Here is a 20,833-nt window from a genome sequence, read left to right on the forward strand (position 1 = left end):
GTAGCGAGTCGGCGGGCACTCAGCCATGAGGAGGCCGAGGTTCGCCACCGCGGCCGGCAGACCCGGGCCCGCCGGCAGCGCGGCCGGACAGGTAGCCGGTGGCAGCCCTGCGGCTACCACCGGCCACTGCTCTGCGCGGGCTGGTACCCGCGGTTGCGGACTACGTACCGCAGTACGGGGCCGGCTGCTGCACATCGAAGGCAGTGCCCTTGGCATTGACCCGCAGGAAGGTATAGCACTGCGAGGCGCTTTGGTACCTGGACATGTCGGCAGCGGGTGCCACCAGACCGCCGGCGTCGTAGTCGCGGACCTGCCGCAGCCCGTTGATGAAGGACTGACGGGTGGGACACGCGCCCGAGGCCTGTAGCCCGCGGATGAACAGGTCGGCGCTGATCCAGCCGCTGAGCGCGACATTCTGCGTCGGTGGTTGGAGCTGCGGGGCGTAGGACGTCATCCCGGCAATGAACGCCTTGTGCGCGGGCAGGTTCTCCTCGAACGGCGCGACGTTCACGAACACGTAGGTTCCGGCGAGTTGGGAACCGTATTTGGTGAGCACCGCCTGGTCGTACCCGGACGGGGACATCGAGACCTTCAACGGCACCTGTGCCCGATTGACTGCGGCGGTGATATTCGCGAAGGCGTCAACCGTCAGCGCACCGGCGAGGACGTCGACACCGTAGCCCTTTATCCTTGCGACGATAGAGGCCGGGTCCGTCCCCGTCGCCGAGATCTGGTCGGTGTAGACCACATCGATACCGGCGGTCTTCAGACTGTCCGCCACCTTCTGGGCGAAGATGGCCGATGCCTCGCTGAACGCGATGCGGAGAACGGCCGCCTTCTTACCGCCCTGGCTTTTCGCGAATGTTCCCCACGTCGTCGGCGCCGGGCCATCGGTGAGGTAGTTCGACCAGGTGAACATGTTGTCGTTCTGGCTCCAGACGGTTTCCGCCGAGATGCCGACCACCGGTATGCCGTTCTTGTGCAGGTAGCCGGCTGAGCCGGAGGCGACGCTGCTTGCCTGGAGGATGGCGAAGTCCTCGGATTTCTCGATGAGCCCGGTTGCCATGGCCAGGTTCGTGGCCGGGTTGGAGTCGTCGTTGGCCCAGTCGTAGGTCAGTTGGCGACCGTGTACACCACCCTTGCTGTTCTCCACACCGAATCGCGCGTCGACACCGGCCCGGAAGTCGGCGAACTGCGGCGCCGCGGCGCCGGAGGTAGGAAAGATCATCCCGACTTTGGCCGTCGTCGGGCTGATTCCAGGAGTTGGGCAGTCCGCGTTTGCCGACGTGCCCTGTGTGTCGGCGCTGCCACCGCCGCAGCTCGCGGCCAGCACGACAGCCACGACAGCCACGACAGCCACGGCAGGCCGCCGACCCAACGGAATGCGATGCCGCACGGCAAGCCTCCACGCACCGAGGTTGTCTCGTCACCAATCCAGCATGGCGCTGGGGTGACCTTTGCAAGATCCAAAAATTCGATAGATCAAATACAATATTTAATTCATATCACTTAGTAGCAAGAGGTCTGTTGGAGGGTGCCCAGGTCAGGGCCTTGCCAGGTGGCCGATTGGCGCCGCCGAGCCACCCCATGTGGTAGGTAGAAGGTCCGAAAGCCACTCCGCGTCACCGGCAGGATGCTTCCGTGAACTCTGCGGTTAACTCCGATCAGGCGGACCCGGCCCGGGCAGACTGGGCACGGCCGCCATTCGACCCATCCGATCCGGGCCGATGAGCAGCTGACGGGGCGACACCGCGGCGGTCCGGTTGTACACGCGTCTGGAGGCATCCCATGACCGACGACGTCACCGGCCGGGGCGTGATGGTGGCACGCCTTCGGGGTCACTGATGCCGGATCGCAGGCTTGCCGCGGTAGTGGGCGCCTGCCTTGTCGTCGTGGCATACGCGGCGAGGCGGTCCGATCGCCGCTGGCTGTCGGCTGCCGGGACGGCCGGTTGTGAGACCGGGCTGGTGCTCGGCCTGTTCGCACTCTGGCAGTACGTTCGAGTACTTGCGATCACCGAGGTGGACGGCGGGATCCGGCACGCGCAGTGGATCTGGGACGCCGAGCGGATGGTGCACCTGCCCAGTGAGCTGACCGTCCAACAGGCGTTCCTGGGACACCCGTGGATCCTGCAGGCAGCCAACCAGTTCTACGCTTTCGTGCATTTCCCCGCGATGAACATCTTCCTGATCTGGCTGTTCGCCCGACATCGTGACCGCTATTCACCGGTCCGCAACACTGTGGTGTTTCTCACGGCGGCCTGTCTGTTGGTGCAGATGATCCCGGTGGCACCACCACGCATGCTCACCGATCTGGGTTTCGTCGACACCGCCCTGTACTACGGCCAGTCTGTGTACGGGGCGTTCGGCAGTGGAATCGCGGCGCAACTGTCAGCAATGCCGTCGGTGCACGTCGGCTGGGCGGTTCTGATTGCCTACGAGGTGGTGCGGATCAGCCCGAGCCGGTGGCGCTGGCTGATCGTGGCGCACCCGATCCTCACGATCTTCGTCGTGACGGTGACCGCCAATCATTTCTGGGCGGACGGAATAGTGGCCGTGGGTCTCCTCGTCCTCGCGGATCTGGCTGCGCGTGGGCTCGGTGTCGTCACTGCGGCCGTCCGGATGGGACGTGAGCCCGAGACCAGTTCGAGCTGGGCAGGAGAAGGCCAGGCCGTCAGCGGTCGGGACCCGGGGGCGGCGCGCTGAGGCGTCCGCCCCCGCAGTTCCTCGGGCCTGTTCGACCGGGTTTCCGGGGCCTCCGGTGGCGCGTGCCAGCGATGACCGCGCCGCCTTTGGCCTAACTGACGGGGTCTCCGATGCCGTGCTGGCGCAGAATCTCGGAGATCCGGGACGCCAGTGTGATGTCAAGGTCCGTGACACCGCCCTGCGAATGCGTCCAGACCGTGAACGTCGTCACACCGCGAGCCCTGTCGACGACCGGATGGTGGTTCAGCTCGTTCGCGACGATGGAGATTTTTTCGACTGTTTCGTCCGAGGTCTCCTCGTCCATTATGACCCTGCGCACAATCGTCGACGTGTCTCCGGTCCAGCCCGGCAGCGTGCCGAGTGCGTCGGCGACCAGGTCTGCGTCCAGCTTGGTGGGCATACAACAGCCTCCGTCCGGTCTGCCAGGCGCCCGTGGTCGCCTGGATGGTCCGCGCCCTCCTCGCGACAGGAAAACCCTGTCGTTACAGTGTGGTCGGTCATGAGCTCGTCAGTCGCCTTGCGCGTCGTGGTTGCCGCCGCACTTGTTGATACCCGCGGCCGGGTGCTGGCATGCTGCCGGCGTGACCCGCCCGCGCTCGCCGGTGGCTGGGAGTTCCCCGGAGGCAAGGTCGAGTCCGGCGAGGACGACGTGAGCGCGCTGGTTCGCGAGTGCCGTGAGGAGCTCGGTGTCGATATCGAGGTGGGCGGGGTCCTCGGCGAGGTCCCGTTACCCACGGCAGGCTGGGTCCTGCGGGTCCGTTTCGGTCGGATCACAGTTGGGGAACCACGCCTGATCGCGCATTCGGAACTCCGATGGCTCGCGCGGCACGAACTCGACGACGTCGCCTGGCTGGCGCCTGACGCGCCGCTTATCGAGGATCTTCGTAGAACCCTGACCGGAGAGCCGCCGGACGCGTGAGCGGCTTATACTCCGTTACGCGATATTAACGTATGGTACCGGTAGGTAAACCTTCGGCTCCATTTTCGTTGTCGGCCTGCTCGGGTCCGTACGATGGTGGATGACGCCCACGATGCGGGCCGACATGGGCTGATCTTCCGATGTCCCTGCATGGTGTGCCAGGCGTCCCGCCGGGCCGGATCGTGCGTACCGTGTCACCGCGTCAGCGCTACCCTGCCCTGCATCATCACCTTGCCCAGCGTCACCGTCTCGGGGCCACCGCCCCACGTCCGTACCGGAGTCCGCCACCGTGTCAGTCCGTGCCGACCTGCGTAACGTCGCGATCATTGCCCACGTCGACCACGGCAAGACGACTCTCGTCGACGCGATGTTGCGGCAGTCCGGGGCCTTCGGTGATCATGCCGAGGCCACGGACCGTGTCATGGACTCGATGGACCTCGAACGCGAGAAGGGCATCACGATTCTCGCGAAGAACACCGCGATCCAGTACGGGGACGTCACGATCAACATCGTCGACACCCCGGGCCATGCGGACTTCGGTGGCGAGGTCGAACGCGGCCTGTCCATGGTCGACGGGGTCGTGCTGCTGGTCGACGCGAGTGAAGGACCGCTGCCGCAGACCCGGTTCGTCCTGCGTAAGGCGCTGGAGGCCAGGCAGCCGGTCATTCTGGTCATCAACAAGGTGGACCGGTCCGACGCCCGGATCGCCGAGGTCGTCGACGCCACCTACGAACTCTTCCTCGATCTGGACGCGGACGAGACCCAGATCGACTTCCCGATCGTCTACTGCAACGCCAAGGCGGGACGGGCATCGCTGAACCGTCCGGAGGACGGCGACAACCCCGACTCGCCCGACCTCAAGCCGTTGTTCGACGTGCTGCTCGAGTCGATCCCGATGCCGGTCTACGACCCGGAGGCGCCCCTGCAGGCGCTGGTCACGAACCTGGACGCCTCGCCGTATCTCGGTCGTCTCGCGCTGTGCCGTGTCCACAACGGGACGCTGCGCCGTGGGCAGAACGTGATGCTGTGCCGCGCGGACGGCCGTACCGACCGGGTGAAGATCAGCGAACTGCTGGTCACGAAAGCGCTGGAGCGGGTGCCGGGTGAGCAGGCCGGCCCGGGCGACATCATCGCGATCGCGGGCATCCCCGACATCATGATCGGTGAGACCCTGGCCGACCCCGAGGATCCTCGGCCGCTGCCCGTCATCACCGTCGACGAACCGTCGATCAGCATGACCATCGGCATCAACACGTCCCCGCTCGCGGGCAAGTCCGGGACGAAGCTGACCGCGCGGCTGCTACGAAACCGGTTGGACGCCGAGCTGGTCGGCAACGTCTCCATCCGGGTGCTGCCCACCGAACGCCCCGACACCTGGGAGGTGCAGGGCCGCGGAGAGCTGGCGCTCGCGATCCTGGTCGAGCTGATGCGCCGTGAAGGCTTCGAGCTCACCGTCGGCAAGCCCCAGGTCGTCACCAAGGAGGTCGACGGGAAGCGGCACGAACCGGTCGAGCGGCTCACCATCGACGCGCCCGAGGAGTACCTCGGTACCCTCACCCAGCTGCTGGCGGTGCGCAAGGGCCGTCTCGAGGAGATGGTCAACCACGGCACCGGCTGGATCCGGATGGAGTACCGGGTGCCCGCCCGGGGGCTGATCGGTTTCCGGACGGAGTTCCTGACCGAGACCCGCGGCACCGGGCTCATGCACCACGTCTTCGACTCCTACGAGCCGTGGTTCGGGGAGCTGCGCACCCGGGCGACGGGTTCGATGGTGGCCGACCGCGCTGGCGTGGCGACCGCCTACGCCCTGTACAACCTGGGGGAGCGCGGCACCCTTTTCGTGGGTCCCACCACCGACGTCTACGAAGGCATGATCGTCGGGGAGAACTCCCGCGCCGACGACATGGACGTCAACCCCACCAAGGAGAAGAAGCTCACCAACATGCGCTCGTCCACCGGGGACGAGCTGGTGCGCCTCACCCCGCACCGGCAGCTGTCACTGGAGCAGGCGCTGGAGTTCTGCCGCGAGGACGAGTGCGTGGAGGTCACGCCCGGCCCGGTCCGGCTGCGTAAGGTCGCGCTGACCGCCGCCGAGCGCGAGAAGCTCCGCTCCCGTCGCCGCACCGGCTGAGCGGCTCCAGGGACAGCTGAGCGGATCCAGGAAGGGGTACCCGGCCTACCGCGGATCGGCCGGGTACTTCTCGCGGAAGTACCGCTCGGACAGGAACCTGATCGGGACGCCTGCTGCGGCGAGCGCGTCACGATGCTGCCACCAGTCGCTGTCCGTGCCGACCACGATCTCCGCTTTGCCGTGTGCGATCGCGGTCGCCACGAACTTGCGGTCGGCCGGATCGAACCGTGAAAGCGCGGCGTCCGTCGGGAATTCCAGGAAACTGCCCTCGCCGTCGGGCGTGATTTCGACCCGCGTGCAGTGGTCGTCGTTGTACTGGTTGTTCTGTACCCAGCGGAAGAACGCGTCACCGACGCCGGGCTGACCGGAGAAATTCAGATGCCTGGCGTATTCCGCGACGATGAGTCCGAGTGCGTCCAGCGTCAGCCCACCGTGGGCGACGACGTCCTGTAACAGATTGATGCAGGCCAGTTCACATTCGACTGGCCATGCGTCACGCCCGTTGGCCACGATGGCGACGTTGGTGTCGACGACACGTTCGGGTGTGACCGGTGCAGACATGACATAGTCAGGCACTGGTGTCGCCACCTGCGGCCCGCAGCCGGTGTTCGGCTGACAGACGGGCGAGGGTCGCGATGTCGGTGAAGTCGTCGCCGAAGAATCCGGTGGGCCAGTTTTTGATGTTCCCTGTCTCGTCCAGCTCCAGTGCTCGAAGCTGTGAACCTTCCGGTCCGTACTCGACGAAGTACAGCGAGACGTCCTCGGCGGTGACCACTCCTTCGGCAAGGCGCCGTTGTAGCCGCCGCAGCAGGTACTCACTGTGGCTTTCGATCAGGAACTGGACGCCCTGGGTCCTCGCGGCATCGATGAAGACATCAGCGAGATGCGACTGAACGCTCGGATGCAGGTGGATCTCGGGTTGCTCGAAGATGACCGTGCTGTCCGCCTCGGCGTAGTACGACTGGACGAGGACGGGCAGAACCTGGGAGACCCCGAACCCCACGTCGGTCAGCAGCACCTCAGGGGAGTCGGGCCGTGTCCGTACCACCAGCTCGAAGATCTGACGTCCGGGGACGAGCTCGCGCAGCTCGAACGAGTGGATGACCCCCATGTCCCGCAGCCAACGCCCGACTCGCTTCGGCAACGGCTCGCCGTCGTCACCGGCTTCGGTGCCAGCTGGAACGGTGCGTCCGGTTATCTGTGCCGCGAGCAGTGCTTCGACCGCGCGCTCGCCGCGTTTTCCCACATTGGACGGCTTCGCGCCGGTCCACAGGTAGTTCCTCTTCGGGTCCTCCCGCATCGGCCCGACATAAGAAATTTTCGACAGAGTTCGTTCGAATTCGTATTCTAGACCGGAGAGTGCGTTCATCTCGACTGGAGGGGCGTCGTCGAGGTCCGGGAATCGGTAGAACATCATTGGAGATTTAAGATTGTATCTCTTGCTGTGGCTAATGCTCGTCAGGCGATAAAAGCCTTTTTGATTCCGGTCGACCGAGAAATACTCGTTCGCAATGCTGTATCCGAACCTGTCGACCGCTAGTAGCCCGTCCGAGGTCTGTATGAGTTGCGCATCGAAACCAAGTGGAAAATTGTAGTCGTCCAGGTGGACAAAGTATTCGAAGAGATCACTTCTTTCGCCAGGCCAAGTGATCTCAAATGACAGGGTATCGGTATCTTGGTGATCGTGGATCAAGTCCTTGAAGGTGCCGAGTTCGACGAGGGAGTTCGCGTCACCGAGGTCGAGGACGCGGCGACGGTCGGAACTCTCGGCGGTCTGCTTGAGGAGCAGGAGGAGCTGGATCAGGCTGGTCTTGCCGGAGCTGTTCGTCCCGAACAGCAGAGTGATCGGTGCGAGCCGGATGTCGCCGGAGTCCTTCCAGCTCTTGAAGTTCCGCACACGTAGGCCGGTCAGCATGACTTCCTCCTCGAACGATCTCCGTTCATCCTCGCAGAGCGTGGATGGCGGGCCCTGTCACCGGTGCGTGTACCGACCCGTAGGGTCGTGGACGTGACTGCTACCGCTGTGGAGACCGGGTCCGGGCCGCACTCCGCCGAACCGCCGGCGCGGCGGCTGCTGGTCGTCCACGCCCACCCCGATGACGAGGTGATCGGGACGGGGGTGACCATGGCGTCCTACGCCGCCGCTCCCGACACGCTTGTCACCCTCGTCACCTGCACGCTGGGGGAGATGGGGGAGGTGCTTGTCCCGGAGCTGGCCAACCTGCGGTCCGACCGGGGTGACCAGCTCGGCGGGTACCGCATCGGAGAGCTGGCCCGGTCCTGCGAGGCGCTCGGCGTGACCGACCACCGCTTTCTCGGCGGGCCCGGCCGGTGGCGTGACAGCGGCATGATGGGCACGCCGGGCAACGACGACCCGCGCTGCCTGTGGCAGGCGGATCTCGACGAGGCGACGGCCGCCCTGGTCGAGATCATCCGGGAGGTCCGGCCCCAGGTACTCATCACCTACGACGAGAACGGCGGCTATGGGCATCCTGACCACATCCGCGCGCACGAGCTGACCGTTCGGGCGTTCGACGCCGCCGCGGACCCTTCCTTCGCACCGGATGCCGGGCCACCCTGGCAGCCGGTCAAGCTCTACCAGACCGTCATCCCACGATCATCGATCCAGGCGGGCATCGACTACTTCCAGTCGTCGGGTGCTGGTGAACTCTTCGAGGGAGTGAAGTCGGCGGAGGACGTGCCGATGGCGGTGCCGGACGATGTCGTCACCACCGCGATCGAGGCGTCGGCCCACTTCGAGGCGAAGATCGTGGCCATGCGGGCGCATGCCACCCAGATGACGACGGATGGTTTCTTCTTCGCCCTGGCGGACGGCCTCGGCCATCGGGCGTGGGGTACCGAGCACTACGTCCTCGTTCGGGGCGAGCGTGGCCCGGGCGCCGGCCCGCACGGACGTGAGGTCGACCTCTTCGCCGGACTCGACCTCTGAATGGTCTTTCGCGACGATTTGGTCGCTGTATGAATCTGGATGGTGACGGTCTGAACCGTCGACGATGGCCTACTGTCGGACAATGCCCGGCTCGACCAGTCACCCTCGCAGGACGCCTCCGGCAGCAACGGCGACGACAGCAGGAACGACAGCAGGAACGACAGCCACGGCTACCGCCATGGCCACCGGTACGGGTACGGGTACGGGTACGGGTCCGGGTATGAACGGCGACGCCGGCGACACCGACCGCGAGCCATCCCGGATCTTCCTGGGGTCCGCTTACCTGTTCGGGGGGCTTGCGGGTCTGGCTCTCGGCTTCTTCGGGGTCTTTCTCGTCCCCGCGGGCCCACGTCTCGGCGGGGTGCTGCTGTCCGTCGGCGTCGCTCTCGCCGCGGTAGGGAACGCGGGTCTCGCGGCTCTGGTGCGGTGGTTCACCGGTACCCGGTTCGGCTCCATGATCGTTATGGTGGGATGGATCCCGGTCGTGCTGTGGTTCGGCAGCTCGCGCCCGGAGGGCGACCTCGTCGTGGAGGCGAATGCCACCGGTTACATGTTCCTGGTCGTGGGGTCGGTCGTGCCCGTCGTGGTGGCGATGATCGGGTCACCGCGGCGGGGGCTGCTCGCCCTTCCGCCGGCCGGGCCACGCAGTCCCCATCCACCCGACCCAGGGCTGGACGGGAACCGCCCCGCATCCTGACCGCGTCACCATCGCCATGGATCAGGCTGAGATGGATCGCGATGTGGCTGTTGTCACGGGTTGGTCAGAACCGACTGATCGCTGCTTCCTGGTAGTAGCGTGTCGGCGTGGCAGTCGATCCGGACGCCTTCCGCAGGGCGGTCGGGCGTTTCGCAACGGGCGTCACGGTCATCACCACCGTCCTCGACGGCCAGCCGTTCGCCATCACCGCGAACTCGTTCACCTCGGTGTCGCTTGATCCGCTCCTGGTGCTGGTCGGCGTCCGCAAGGCATCGCGCTTCCACGCGCCAGTCCTCGGTTCGGGTGTGTGGGGTGTTTCCGTGCTTGCCGCGGACATGCAGGACGCGTCCCGTTTCTTCGCGAGCCAGGACAGACACGACGCGGGAATACTGTTCGACGGCTGGAAGCACTCCGTCGGAGCCGAGACCGGAGTGGTCCTGCTGGAGGACGCGCTAGCCGCGTTCGAGTGCCGGACGGTTCTCGCCTACGAGGGCGGCGACCACACCCTGCTGCTCGGTGAGGTCGTGGCGCTCGACGGTTTTCGTCGTGAGGCGTCTCCCCTGCTGTTCTACGAGGGCACCTACCGGGTGCTACCTCCGACCGACTGACCGGGCGTCGGTCTTTCGAGGATCCGATTCAGTTCAGGCGGGCACGTGCGGCGTGTGCCGCTTCGCGGGCGGCGGAGGCCGCCGTCGGCTCCATGGGCGTGACCACGTCGGCAAAGGCCAGCAGGTCTCCGGCGCCGCCGAGGAAGTCGCCGAGCCGGATGCGTAGTTCCCCGCGTTCCCGGCGCAGGTGCGCGGGGTGGTGGGGCAGGAGCAGGGAGAGTTCGACGGCCCACAGGCGGGTCGCGGCATCGTCGGCCCGAGCCGCCCAGACCCGGATGTTGCCCAGGAGTCGCATGAGTAGGTCTGTCTGCGCCATCGGCTCGAGGTGGGCTCGGGTGAACGCGACTCCGGCGGACCGGACCTTTTCCGCGGCCTCGTGCACGGTGATCATCCTGCCGCCCGCGAACGGGTCGACCAGGACGTGTCGGTCAGGTGAACCGATACCGACGATCACATGTCCGGGCAGCCCGATCGGGTAGGCGGGGATACCGAGTCGGCGGGCGACCTCCAGCCACACGACGGACAACAGGATCGGTAGGCCATGGCGGCGGCGGAGAACCGATGTCAGCACGGACGCGTTCAGGCTTTCGTAGTCCTCGGGATCGCCGTGGAAGCCGGCCTGTTCCCCGAGGGCCTCCCGCAGGATCTCGGCGGCGGTGTGTACGTCCAGCCCGGAGAGTGTCCGTCCCGCGGCAGATCCTTCCGCGCCACCACCACCACCGCCACCACCGCCACCACCGGGGTCGCCGGTCGTGACACCGAAGAGAGCGCCTGCGCGGGCGGCGAGCGCGTCGAGACGGGCAAGTCCCTGGAGCGGTTCCAGCTCGGGTTCCGCTTCGGCCGCGATCAACAAACACGCCAGACCGAGATCGACCGACTCCCGTCGAACGATGTCGGCAAACTGACGTCGTGTGCGTGCGCTCATTGCGGGCTCGCCTCCGTCTGCCTCCTGGCGGATCTGCGGACCGGCCGCGGCGGCACCCGTCGACCGGCAACCAGATCCGCTTCGGCGACTTCCACGATAGAACCGTCCTTGGTCCGTATCGTCAGACATTGGTCGGTCCAGGACAGCAGTTGCCCGACGACATCGGTAAGGGGTAGAGGACCGGCGACACGGTGGCGGACAGACACCCTGAAGTCGGTGTCAGCAGGAGTGATACGGACGACATACACGACAAGCGAACGCCCTTGTTGTCGACACGGAACCTACGAGGTCGATACTAGGGAATCAGTCGCCCGTGAGCCGAGGAGGAACAACCGGTGACCTACGTCATCGCGGAGCCCTGCGTCGATGTGAAGGACAGGGCCTGCATCGAGGAGTGCCCGGTCGACTGCATCTACGAAGGTGGACGGATGCTCTACATCCAGCCTGACGAGTGCGTTGACTGCGGAGCGTGCGAGCCCGTCTGTCCGGTCGAGGCCATCTACTACGAGGACGATGTTCCGGACCAGTGGAAGGGCTTCACGGACGCGAACGCCGTGTTCTTCGAGGAGCTCGGCTCGCCCGGAGGGGCGTCGAAGGTGGGTGCGCTCGACTTCGATCCGCCCAGCGTCGCCGGGTTGGCGCCGCAGGCCGAGTCCTGACCGGGCCCACAGGGCCTGCCGGAACGCTCCGGCAGGCCCGCCACTCCCAGGTACGGCTGCCTGACTTCCCCTGGGACGCCCTTGTCCCGTTCGAGCAGAAGGCTCGCGCGCACCCGTACGGGATGGTCGACCTGTCGGTCGGGACGCCGGTCGACCCGACACCCGTGGTCGTCCAGCACGCCCTTGCCGCGGCAGCGAACTCACCGGGGTATCCGACGACCGCGGGCACGCCCGACCTGCGGGATGCCGCGGCGGGCTGGTTGGCGCGGCGGCTCGGCGTGATCGTCGAGTCGTCCAGCATCCTGCCGGTCATCGGGACGAAGGAGCTGGTAGCGCAGCTTCCCGGTCAGCTGGGGCTGGGGCCGGGAGACCGGGTCTGGATACCGACACCGGCCTACCCGACGTACGAGGTCGGGGCGTTACTTGCCCGCTGCGAGCCGGTCCTCGGCCCGGTGGACGGCGTGGCGCTCGTCTGGTTGAACACCCCGGCCAACCCTTCCGGCCGGGTGCTGACGGTGGACGAGATGCGTGCGGTCGTGGGCTGGGCCCGGGAACGCGGCATCGTCGTCGCCAGCGACGAGTGCTACATCGAGCTGGGCTGGGAGGCCCGTCCGGTCTCGGTTCTGCACCCGGACGTGTGCGGTGGCTCCCACGAGGGGCTCCTCGCCGTCCACTCACTGTCGAAGCGGTCGAACCTCGCCGGTTACCGGGCCGGCTTCGTCACCGGCGACCCGCGGCTCGTGGCGGGGCTGCTGGAGCTCCGCCGGCATTGCGGGCTGATGGTTCCGGCGCCCGTGCAGGCGGCGATGACGGCGGCCCTCGCCGACGACATGCACGTCGCCGAGCAACGGGCGCGTTACGCCAACCGGCGGGCGGTGCTCGCGGCGGCCCTCGCTGTCGCCGGTTTCACGATCGAGCACAGCGAGGCCGGACTCTACCTGTGGGCGACCCGCGGGGAGGACGCGTGGGCCACCGTCGACGCCCTGTCCAGCGTCGGTGTGCTCGTCGCTCCCGGGGTCTTCTACGGCGAGGCCGGACGCCGGCACGTGCGGATCGCGTTGACCGGGCCGGACGCCCAGGTCGCCACCGTCCCGGAACGGATGGCGATGTTGCCGCCCCCGCAGGTGATCGACCCCCCGCAGCCGGTCGACCCCCCGCAGCCGCAGGCCGGGTACCAACCGCAGGCCGGGTACCAACCGCAGGCCGGGTACCAACCGCAGGCCGGGTACCAACCGCAGGCCGGGTACCGGGCGACGGCCCACACGACCGGGTCGCATCCAGTGGTGCCGCCCCCGCCCTCATTCCCGCCCCCGGCTGGGCTGCCCGGACCGGGCGGACAGCCGGCGGGACAGCCGCTGTCGTGGCCCCCCGACGACATCAGCGCCCGTCCCGGTGTCCGGGTCATGACGGAGCCGCCGGACGTCCGGTAGATCAACGAAGATGCGCGAGACAGCCTCGGGCACGACCGGTGGCTGTCTCGTTAGGGTCGGATCGTGACTACCTCAGACGAGACCATCGACTCCGCGATTGATCCTGTCGTCGACCTGCTGTGGGAGCGTCCCGACGTATCCGAGGCGCCTGACGGCCGCGGCCTCCATGACGTCGTGGTAGAGGCGATCAACCTGTTGGACGCCGGGAAGGCGCGGGTCGCCCAGGTCACCGACAGCGGTGATGTTGTCGTGGACGAGCGGGCGAAACGTGCCATCCTGCTCGCCTTCCGGGTACTGCGGATGGTCGAGTCCTCGGCCGGCGATTTTCGCTACCACGACCGGGTGCCGCTGAAGACGTCCTTCGACGGGGTGCGGGTGGTGCCCGGCGCGATCGTCCGCTGGGGCGCGCACATCGAACCCGGTGCGGTACTCATGCCGAGCTACACCAACATCGGCGGATACGTCGGTACGGGCACCCTGGTCGACACCTGGGCGACGGTCGGTTCCTGCGCGCAGATCGGCCGGCGGGTGCACCTGTCCGGCGGGGTCGGCATCGGCGGGGTGTTGGAGCCGCCGAACGCGAGGCCGGTGGTGGTCGAGGACGACGCGTTCATCGGCAGCCGGTGCATGGTGGTGGAGGGCGCCCGGGTACGTCGCGGGGCGAAGCTCGGAGCGGGCGCGATCCTGACCGCATCCACGCATGTTCTCGACGCGAACACCGGCGAGGAGTACCCGCGTGGGGAGATCCCGGAACGAGCGGTGGCCGTCGGTTCAAGTCGTATGAAGTCGTTTCCCGGCGGGGACTACGCCATGCCGTGCGTCCTGGTGCTGCGGACGCTCGCCGAGGGGGAGATCCACGACAAACTCGCCCTGAACGACGTCCTGCGGGAACACGGCGTTGCCCCCTGACCCCCTGACCTGCTGTTGCCGGACGGGCGGACTTCGTTTCGCAACGTCGCCGGCCGGCCATGCCCGTCGACCGGTTCGCGGGGGTCGACTTACGTAGAGTCGAGGCGTGCATCTGGATCTGGCCGCCCCGGTGGGGGAGCTGACCCGAGTCCTTGTCGACGTCCCTTCGGTGAGCGGAACCGAGGCCGTTCTCGCCGACCTGGTCCACCGGGCGCTGGCGGACGTCGCCGGGCTCCGCGTGGACCGTGACGGCGACGCCGTCGTCGCCCGCACCGACCTGGGCAGAGCGACCCGGGTGCTGCTCGCCGGGCATCTCGACACCGTTCCGATCGCGGACAACCTGCCTGCCCGGACCGTGGACGGACGCCTGTACGGCTGCGGGACCTCCGACATGAAGTCCGGGGTGGCCGTGATGCTGCGGCTCGCCGCCGGTCTCACGACCACCCCGGACACCACCCTCGCCCACGACGTGACCTGGGTTTTCTACGACAACGAGGAGGTCACCGCCGACCGTAACGGGCTGCGGCGCCTCGTTGCCGGCCACCGCGACTGGTTGGACGCCGACCTCGCGGTGCTTCTGGAACCGACGTCGGGGGAGGTCGAGGCCGGCTGTCAGGGCACCTTGCGGGTGGTGGTGACGCTCCCGGGGCGCCGTGCGCACTCGGCCCGCTCTTGGCTCGGCGAGAACGCGATCCATGCCGCCGCGCCGCTGCTCGAACGCCTCGCCGCCTACCGGGCGCGTACGGTGACGATCGACGGCTGCGCATATCGGGAAGGCCTGAACGCTGTGCTCGTCAGCGGCGGGGTCGCCGGCAACGTCATCCCGGATGCCTGTCAGGTGACCGTCAACTTCCGTTTCGCTCCGGATCGTGACGTTGCCGGCGCGCTCGAGCATGTCCGTGAGGTGCTGAACGGCTTCGCCCTCGAGCTGACCGACAGCGCGGGCGGCGCATTGCCGGGGCTGACCGCGCCCGCCGTGAGTGCCTTCGTGGCGGCGGCGGGGCGGACGCCGGTCGCCAAGTACGGCTGGACCGATGTGGCACGCTTCGCCGCGCTCGGCATCCCCGCGCTCAACTACGGCCCGGGAGATCCGAATTTTGCCCATACCCGGGACGAGTACGTCGAGATCGAGCGGATCGACGCCGCCGAGGACGTGCTGCGCCGCTATCTGACCGGACCGCTGATCGCGCCGGCAACCGCAGGCCAACCCTGACGGCAGGCCAACCCGACCGTCAGGGTTGGCCTGCGGTTGGGCCGGCTGGACCCGGCGGGCGCATGACCTGGGGAAACCGGTTCGGGCGATCCAGCGCCAGGCGAATTCCCGTCCGGTTACCCAACTGTGATCTTGACTGTAACGGTGGAACGCTATGTTACGGGTCGTGAGCGCGCCTACCGACCCGGCCCAGCCGGTCATCCCGGTTTCCGACGGCCCGGCGGCCGGTGCCACGGCCGGTCCGGGGCGGGACAGACCGGCCCGCAGCCGCCGGCCGCCGGAGAAGCAACGCGGGCCGATCACCGTCCGGCGTGGCCAGGTCGAGATGTCCACGACCGACCAGCACCTGCTGGACACCCGGGGACCGACCGACTGGGTCCATGCGGACCCGTGGCGGGTCCTGCGGATCCAGAGCGAGTTCGTCGAGGGATTCGGCCTGCTCGCCGAGCTGCCGCGGGCGGTGACGGTGTTCGGCTCGGCCCGCGTCCACGTCGACGATCCCGACTACGCACTCGGCCAGCGGCTCGGTGCCGCGCTCGCCCGGGCCGGCTACGCGGTGATCACAGGTGGTGGTCCGGGCGCGATGGAAGCCGTCAACCGCGGCGCCCAGGAGGCCGGTGGTCTGTCGGTCGGCCTTGGTATTGAGCTCCCGTTCGAGCAGCGCCTCAACGACTGGGTCGATCTCGGGGTGACCTTCCGGTACTTCTTCGTCCGCAAGACCATGTTCGTCAAGTACGCTGAGGCATTCGTGATCCTGCCCGGCGGGCTCGGCACTCTCGACGAGCTGTTTGAGGCGCTCACCCTCGTCCAGACCCGCAAGGTCACCCGCTTCCCGGTGGTGCTCATGGGGTCGAGCTACTGGCAGGGCCTGCTCGACTGGATGCGGACCACGGTCGCCGGGGCGGGGCGCATCCACCCGTCGGACGTTGACATCATGACCGTCACCGACGACGTCGACGAGGCCGTCCGAATCGTCGTGGGCAGCCATCCGGGAGGTGGCCCACCACCCGGGCCTGATGCCGGATTCCCGGATACTGGGCGGTTGTGAACATCTGCGTCTACTGCTCGTCGTCGCGGGCGATCGACCACTCCTATGTCGAGCTCGCCGCGGACGTCGGCGTCGAGCTCGCCCGTCGCGGTCACCATCTTGTCTCGGGTGGCGGTTCGATCTCGTGCATGGGCGCTGTGGCGGGTGCCGCCCGGGCCGCCGGCGCGCGCACCCTCGGTGTGATCCCGCGGGCACTGCTGGCGTTGGAGGTCACCGACCACGACGCGGATGAGCTGATCGTCACGGAGACGATGCGGGACCGCAAAGGGCTCCTCGACGCGCGAGCGGACGCATTTCTCGCCCTGCCCGGCGGGCTCGGCACCCTTGAGGAGCTGCTGGAGGTCTGGGTGGCGCGTTCCCTCGGGATGCATGCCAAACCGGTCGTCCTCCTCGACCCGGACGGCTTGTTCGCCCACCTGAGGGCGCAGGTGGACGAGCTGGTCCGGCGGGGTTTCGTCCGCCGCGCGGCCCGGGACGCGCTGGGCTGGGCGGCGACGGTCGGCGGCGCGCTGGACCTGCTGGAAGCCGGCGTGGCCCAGCCCAGCGAGGTTCCCCCGACCGTCACCGAACAACTCGAAGGGGAATAGGTACGCCCCTGCCTGTCGGCGGCTCCTGCCGCTGTTCCGTCCCGAACGGTTGCGGGACAGCCGAACAGGACGATCGAACAAGACGATCGAACAAGACGATCGAACAAGACGATCGAACAGGACGATCCGGCCGGTGGGCTGGTGTGCCTTCTCAGGCGAGGCCGCGGCGCCCGACGGCGAGGTCCCGGGTCCCGCGGATGGCGGCCACCATGTCGAGGACCCTGCGGGTCGCGGCGACCTGGTGGGCACGGAAGATCCTGGCGCCGAGCCAGGCGCTGACCGCGGTGGCGGCCAGGGTGCCCTCGAGGCGGTCCTGCACGGTGGTGTCGAGGGTCTCCCCGATGAAGTCCTTGTTGGATAGTGCGACGAGCACCGGCCATCCGGTTGCGGCAAGCTCGGGTAGCCGGCGGGTCGCCTCCAGCGAATGCCGGCTGTTCTTGCCGAAGTCGTGGCCGGGATCGACGACGATGCCATCCGGTCGCACGCCGAGCGCCACCGCCCGTTGCGCGAGCCCGGTCGTGGTGGCCACGATGTCGGCCATCACGTCGTCGTAGGCGATCCGGTGTGGTCGGGTACGGGGCGGTAGATGGCCGGCGTGGGTGCAGACCAGGCCCAGGCCGTGTTCGGCGGCGACCTCGGCAAGGCGCGGGTCGGTGCCGCCCCAGGCGTCGTTGAGCAGGTCGGCGCCTTCACCTGCCACGACTTGTCCCACCTCGGCGCGCCAGGTGTCCACGCTGATCACGACGGCGGGGTGCCTGGAGCGGACGAGTGCGACGAACCCGCCGATCCGGTGCAGCTCCTCGTTCGCGTCGACGTCCTCCCCGGGTGCCGCCTTGACCCCGCCGATGTCGATGATCCGGGCGCCTTCCGTGACGGCGAGGTCGACAGCGGCCAGTGCCTCCGCTTCGCCGTAGGTCGCGCCCCGGTCGAAGAAGGAGTCCGGTGTCCTGTTGACGATCGCCATGATGACCAGATCGGACGGGGAGAACGTGGCAGAACCGAGCCTCAGGTCACCAGCGGTGTCGAGTGGGAGCACATGGCTCGTCGGCCTCGCGTCGTCGCCGCCGGTGCCGTCGGTGCCGGCGTCGTCGACAGTGCGCATCCGGGCAAGTCTAGGGCGCTCCTGGCGTGACCAAGGACAGGACTGTCCGACTCGCGACGCCTGGCCGGCACGGTCCGCGCGGCATAACTTTCCTGGGCATGTAACGATCGTCAGGTGTTGCTCGCTGTCGAGGTAGTGGTTGTTGCTGCCATCGTCTTCGCCATCGCAGCCCTGTCGGTGGGCAAGTTCGACCGATTGGCCCCCGCTCCGCCGGATGCGGCCGACAGTCGACTGCCCTCGGTCACCGTATGTGCGGGTGACGTGGCCGGCGTCCGGTTCGAAATGGCCTTCCGGGGTTACCGGATGGCCGAGGTGGACGCGGTACTCGCACGGCTCGCCGACGAGCTCGCCTGGCGGGATGCCGAGCTTGCCAGGCGGGACGAGGAGATGGTCAGGCTTGCCTCCTTCGCGCATCTCGATCGTCCCTCCGAGGGGTATGCGGACGTCTACCCGCAGGGTTGGACCGGTTCCGCGGACAGTTCCGGTGTCGCCGGTGACGCCGGTGACGCCGGTGATACCCGGGACGTCCCGCGCGCCGCGGATGTGCCGATCGTCTCGGAGGCTCGCAACGGCTCCGGACCCGCCGGCGCGGGTCCGCGGACACCGCCACCTGTACCGCCGAGTTGAGTCCGGCTCTCCTGGGGGAGGTCGTCATGCCAGCCGTCGTGGACGTCGCTGGGAACCGCCGCAATGCCGCAACACTGGTCGTGTCCATCGACGTGGACGCAGACCCGCGGACCGTGTTCGCCGCAATGACCGACTGGGAGCGTCAGGGCCAGTGGATGCTGGCCACGACGGTCGTCCCGAGTCGTGAGGGTGGGGTCGGGGTCGGCGGTTGCATCATCGCCCGTACCGGAATCGGCCCGTTGTCGATCGTCGATCCGATGGAGATCGTCGAGTGGGAGCCGCCGTACCGCTGTCTGGTCCACCACACCGGCCGGGCGGTGCGTGGCAGTGGGGGGTTCGTGGTGCGGCCACTGCCCGCCGGGCGGTCGCGGGTTGTCTGGTCGGAAGATCTCGATCTTCCGTTGGGGCTGGCGGGGCGGATCGGGTTCGCCCTGTTGCGTCCTGTGCTCAGGGTCGGGTTGAAGGTGTCGCTGCGCCGCTTTGCCCGGCGGGCGGCGTCCGGATCAACGTCCGGATCAGCATCAACGTGACGTCCCGGTCGATACCCCGGAAGTGGGTGTTGATCCAGATCGTGTCCGTGTTGGCCGTCCAGAGGCACCTTTGGTGGTTTGCGGACCCGTTGACCTGCGTCTGTTGTGGCGTTGCGGGGTGACGCGTTTCGGTTCCGGGCCTGTTCTCCGGGATAATCGCGGGTAGTAGCAGGTCCGACGGCAGGAAGAGGTGCACCGATGGCGGCCATGAAGCCGCGGACGGGTGACGGTCCGCTCGAGGTCACCAAGGAGGGCCGCAGCATTATCATGCGAGTCCCGCTTGAAGGGGGTGGCCGTCTCGTGGTGGAGCTGTTGCCCGACGAGGCGAAGGACCTCGGGGACGCGCTGAAGTCAGCTGCCGGCTAGGTACGCGCAGCCAGCGTGTGCGACGTTCCTGTGGATGACGGCTGGGCTGGGTCCCACCCGCCGACCGTAAGGCTGTGGGCCGGTAAGCCGCTGGAGGCCGGCGTACCGGCCCTGGCCCTGCTGACCCGCCCTCCTGGGGAGGGTAGCGGCTCGGCCGTGGTGACCTCTGCCGGCCGTGAGGTCGGCGAGTCTCTCGGCCTCGACCTGGATCTGCTGCTCGCAGCGGAGCGAGCCAGCGGCAACCAGACGGAGGTGATCTCCGTTCCGTTGGGGCGCGCCGGCCCGCCGACGAGGTTGCTGCTGGTGGGATCGGGCCGGCGGGACGCTGCGGCGTGGCGCGCATCCGGCGCGGCGCTTGCCCGTCGCGCGGCGTCCGTGGGGCGGGTCGCCGTGCTCGCCGACCCCGACGCGTGGGTTGACCCCGCCTGCCTGCGCGCATTTGTCGAGGGTCTGGCGCTTGCGGCCTACCGGCAGCCGACCGGGCCCGAGCGCGCCGCCTCCCCGGTTGTCGGCATGGATGAGCCCGGCTCCGGGTCGGGCGCGCCTGACATCGGCAGGACCGGTGCCGACCGGACCTGCGATGACGGAGCTGGTGACGACGGACCGCCGAAGGTCCTGCGGGAAGTCACGATGATTGTTCCGGATTCCGATGATCCCGGATTGCGCGCTTCGCTCGCCGCCGCGGATGCGACCGCTCGGGCTGTCCATCTCGCCCGCGACCTGATCAATACGCCGAGTCTGGTGAAGTCGCCGGCGTGGTTCGCCGACCGTGCGGTCGAGCTCGCTCGGGTGGCGGGGCTCGGCGTACACGTACTGGGCCCGGAGGAACTCGCCGAGCAGGGTTTCGGTGGACTGACCGCGGTGGGCGAGGGTTCGGTCCGCCCGCCCCGGCTCGTGCGGCTGACCTATGAGGGCGCCTCGGCCGCGGGCTCCGACGAGGCCTCCTCCGACACGGCGGATCGCGGTATCCGGCACGTGGTGCTGGTGGGCAAGGGGATCACCTTCGACTCGGGTGGTCTGTCGCTGAAGCCGCCGACGTCCATGGCCGCCATGAAGACCGATATGGCCGGGGCGGCGGCCGTGCTCGCGGCGATGACCGCGCTGCCCGCGTTGGATGTGCCGGGCCGTGTCACGGGCCTGCTGTGCATCGCCGAGAACATGATCGGTGGGGCTGCGCTGCGGCCCGGGGACGTCATCACCTGCTGGGGCGGGACCACGGTTGAGGTACTCAACACCGATGCCGAGGGCCGGTTGGTGCTCGCCGACGGGATCGCGTATGCCGCCGCGACCCTCGCGCCGGACGCGATCGTCGACCTTGCGACCCTCACCGGTGCGATCACGGTCGCGTTGGGACGCCGGACGGCGGGGTTGTTCTCCTCCGACGACGCCCTCGCGGGGCAGCTCTCCGCGGCGGCGCAGGCGGCGGG

Annotated in this window: 23 protein-coding genes; 16 read left to right on the plus strand and 7 right to left on the minus strand. The window is 68.1% G+C overall.

The features are described 5' to 3' along the window. Nucleotides 1–160 precede the first annotated feature (160 nt). On the minus strand, nt 161–1,396 hold the full coding sequence (locus NBW77_RS04915) for an ABC transporter substrate-binding protein (RefSeq protein WP_131745425.1): 1,236 nt from the start codon (nt 1,394–1,396) through the stop codon (nt 161–163). Nucleotides 1,397–1,844: 448 nt separating this feature from the next. Here NBW77_RS04915 and NBW77_RS04920 point away from each other — a divergent pair, with 448 nt between their 5' ends. Continuing rightward, nucleotides 1,845–2,705: a phosphatase PAP2 family protein gene (locus NBW77_RS04920; protein ID WP_131745426.1), complete on the plus strand. Its 861-nt coding sequence runs from the start codon at nt 1,845–1,847 to the stop codon at nt 2,703–2,705. 91 nt (nt 2,706–2,796) lie between these two features. Here NBW77_RS04920 and NBW77_RS04925 read toward each other — a convergent pair whose 3' ends face one another. Then, entirely contained in the window at nt 2,797–3,105 is a 309-nt protein-coding gene (locus NBW77_RS04925; protein ID WP_131745427.1) for a 4a-hydroxytetrahydrobiopterin dehydratase, read from the minus strand. Nucleotides 3,106–3,204: 99 nt separating this feature from the next. Between NBW77_RS04925 and NBW77_RS04930 the strand changes: the two genes are divergently transcribed. Beyond that, the gene (locus NBW77_RS04930) at nt 3,205–3,624 is read left to right on the plus strand and encodes a (deoxy)nucleoside triphosphate pyrophosphohydrolase (RefSeq protein ID WP_131745428.1); all 420 of its coding nucleotides are present in this window, start codon (nt 3,205–3,207) and stop codon (nt 3,622–3,624) included. A gap of 289 nt (nt 3,625–3,913) precedes the next feature. Continuing rightward, the gene (typA, locus tag NBW77_RS04935) at nt 3,914–5,755 is read left to right on the plus strand and encodes a translational GTPase TypA (protein ID WP_131745429.1); all 1,842 of its coding nucleotides are present in this window, start codon (nt 3,914–3,916) and stop codon (nt 5,753–5,755) included. Nucleotides 5,756–5,800: 45 nt separating this feature from the next. Here the strand turns inward: typA and NBW77_RS04940 are convergent, their stop codons facing one another. Together NBW77_RS04940 and NBW77_RS04945 are read right to left on the minus strand one after the other, a co-directional pair. Next, the gene (locus tag NBW77_RS04940; protein ID WP_131745430.1) at nt 5,801–6,331 is read right to left on the minus strand and encodes a hypothetical protein; all 531 of its coding nucleotides are present in this window, start codon (nt 6,329–6,331) and stop codon (nt 5,801–5,803) included. Further along, on the minus strand, nt 6,324–7,670 hold the full coding sequence (locus NBW77_RS04945; RefSeq protein WP_131745431.1) for a DUF3696 domain-containing protein: 1,347 nt from the start codon (nt 7,668–7,670) through the stop codon (nt 6,324–6,326). Before NBW77_RS04945 ends, NBW77_RS04940 begins: the two co-directional genes overlap by 8 nt. A 159-nt stretch (nt 7,671–7,829) precedes the next feature. On the opposite strand from NBW77_RS04945, the gene mshB reads away from it, so the two are divergent. From mshB to NBW77_RS04960, 3 genes are all read left to right on the plus strand, one after another. Next, a complete protein-coding gene (gene mshB / locus NBW77_RS04950; protein ID WP_131745465.1) occupies nt 7,830–8,705 on the plus strand; it encodes an N-acetyl-1-D-myo-inositol-2-amino-2-deoxy-alpha-D-glucopyranoside deacetylase in 876 nt (291 codons plus the stop codon). A gap of 178 nt (nt 8,706–8,883) precedes the next feature. Continuing rightward, nucleotides 8,884–9,402, plus strand: coding sequence for a DUF6113 family protein (locus NBW77_RS04955; RefSeq protein WP_250279342.1), 519 nt, complete (start codon nt 8,884–8,886; stop codon nt 9,400–9,402). Nucleotides 9,403–9,509: 107 nt separating this feature from the next. Continuing rightward, complete coding sequence (locus NBW77_RS04960; protein ID WP_131745432.1) at nt 9,510–10,010, plus strand: flavin reductase family protein; 501 nt, start codon at nt 9,510–9,512, stop codon at nt 10,008–10,010. A 28-nt stretch (nt 10,011–10,038) separates the two neighbouring features. Here NBW77_RS04960 and NBW77_RS04965 read toward each other — a convergent pair whose 3' ends face one another. Then, nucleotides 10,039–10,935, minus strand: a complete 897-nt coding sequence (locus NBW77_RS04965; protein ID WP_131745433.1) for a transglutaminase family protein — start codon at nt 10,933–10,935, stop codon at nt 10,039–10,041. After that, a complete protein-coding gene (locus NBW77_RS22700; RefSeq protein WP_131745434.1) occupies nt 10,932–11,183 on the minus strand; it encodes a putative acetyltransferase in 252 nt (83 codons plus the stop codon). Before NBW77_RS22700 ends, NBW77_RS04965 begins: the two co-directional genes overlap by 4 nt. 87 nt (nt 11,184–11,270) lie before the next feature. Between NBW77_RS22700 and fdxA the strand changes: the two genes are divergently transcribed. The 6 genes from fdxA to NBW77_RS04995 all read left to right on the plus strand — a co-directional run bounded on the left by fdxA (nt 11,271) and on the right by NBW77_RS04995 (nt 16,781). Continuing rightward, on the plus strand, nt 11,271–11,594 hold the full coding sequence (gene fdxA / locus NBW77_RS04970) for a ferredoxin (RefSeq protein ID WP_131745435.1): 324 nt from the start codon (nt 11,271–11,273) through the stop codon (nt 11,592–11,594). A gap of 56 nt (nt 11,595–11,650) precedes the next feature. After that, nucleotides 11,651–13,024, plus strand: coding sequence for a succinyldiaminopimelate transaminase (dapC, locus tag NBW77_RS04975; protein WP_284346885.1), 1,374 nt, complete (start codon nt 11,651–11,653; stop codon nt 13,022–13,024). Nucleotides 13,025–13,087: 63 nt separating this feature from the next. Beyond that, nucleotides 13,088–13,933, plus strand: coding sequence for a 2,3,4,5-tetrahydropyridine-2,6-dicarboxylate N-succinyltransferase (locus NBW77_RS04980; RefSeq protein ID WP_131745436.1), 846 nt, complete (start codon nt 13,088–13,090; stop codon nt 13,931–13,933). A 106-nt stretch (nt 13,934–14,039) separates the two neighbouring features. Then, nucleotides 14,040–15,146, plus strand: a complete 1,107-nt coding sequence (gene dapE / locus NBW77_RS04985; RefSeq protein ID WP_250279343.1) for a succinyl-diaminopimelate desuccinylase — start codon at nt 14,040–14,042, stop codon at nt 15,144–15,146. A 166-nt stretch (nt 15,147–15,312) separates the two neighbouring features. Then, complete coding sequence (locus NBW77_RS04990) at nt 15,313–16,194, plus strand: LOG family protein (RefSeq protein WP_502799437.1); 882 nt, start codon at nt 15,313–15,315, stop codon at nt 16,192–16,194. Further along, nucleotides 16,191–16,781, plus strand: coding sequence for an LOG family protein (locus NBW77_RS04995; protein WP_131745438.1), 591 nt, complete (start codon nt 16,191–16,193; stop codon nt 16,779–16,781). Before NBW77_RS04990 ends, NBW77_RS04995 begins: the two co-directional genes overlap by 4 nt. A 151-nt stretch (nt 16,782–16,932) precedes the next feature. On the opposite strand, the gene folP is transcribed toward NBW77_RS04995, so the two are convergent. After that, complete coding sequence (gene folP, locus NBW77_RS05000; protein WP_175324641.1) at nt 16,933–17,883, minus strand: dihydropteroate synthase; 951 nt, start codon at nt 17,881–17,883, stop codon at nt 16,933–16,935. A gap of 114 nt (nt 17,884–17,997) precedes the next feature. On the opposite strand from folP, the gene NBW77_RS05005 reads away from it, so the two are divergent. The 4 genes from NBW77_RS05005 to NBW77_RS05020 form a co-directional block, all read left to right on the plus strand. Continuing rightward, on the plus strand, nt 17,998–18,510 hold the full coding sequence (locus tag NBW77_RS05005; protein WP_242605579.1) for a DivIVA domain-containing protein: 513 nt from the start codon (nt 17,998–18,000) through the stop codon (nt 18,508–18,510). Nucleotides 18,511–18,536: 26 nt separating this feature from the next. Continuing rightward, complete coding sequence (locus tag NBW77_RS05010) at nt 18,537–19,040, plus strand: SRPBCC family protein (protein WP_131745439.1); 504 nt, start codon at nt 18,537–18,539, stop codon at nt 19,038–19,040. Nucleotides 19,041–19,238: 198 nt separating this feature from the next. Then, nucleotides 19,239–19,406, plus strand: a complete 168-nt coding sequence (locus NBW77_RS05015) for a DUF3117 domain-containing protein (RefSeq protein WP_013872340.1) — start codon at nt 19,239–19,241, stop codon at nt 19,404–19,406. 15 nt (nt 19,407–19,421) lie between these two features. After that, a partial coding sequence (locus tag NBW77_RS05020) for a leucyl aminopeptidase family protein (protein ID WP_250279344.1) occupies nt 19,422–20,833 on the plus strand: 1,412 nt, incomplete at its 3' end.

Source organism: Frankia sp. Cppng1_Ct_nod, from assembly GCF_920656135.1.
GTDB classification, from domain to species: domain Bacteria; phylum Actinomycetota; class Actinomycetes; order Frankiales; family Frankiaceae; genus Protofrankia; species Protofrankia meridionalis.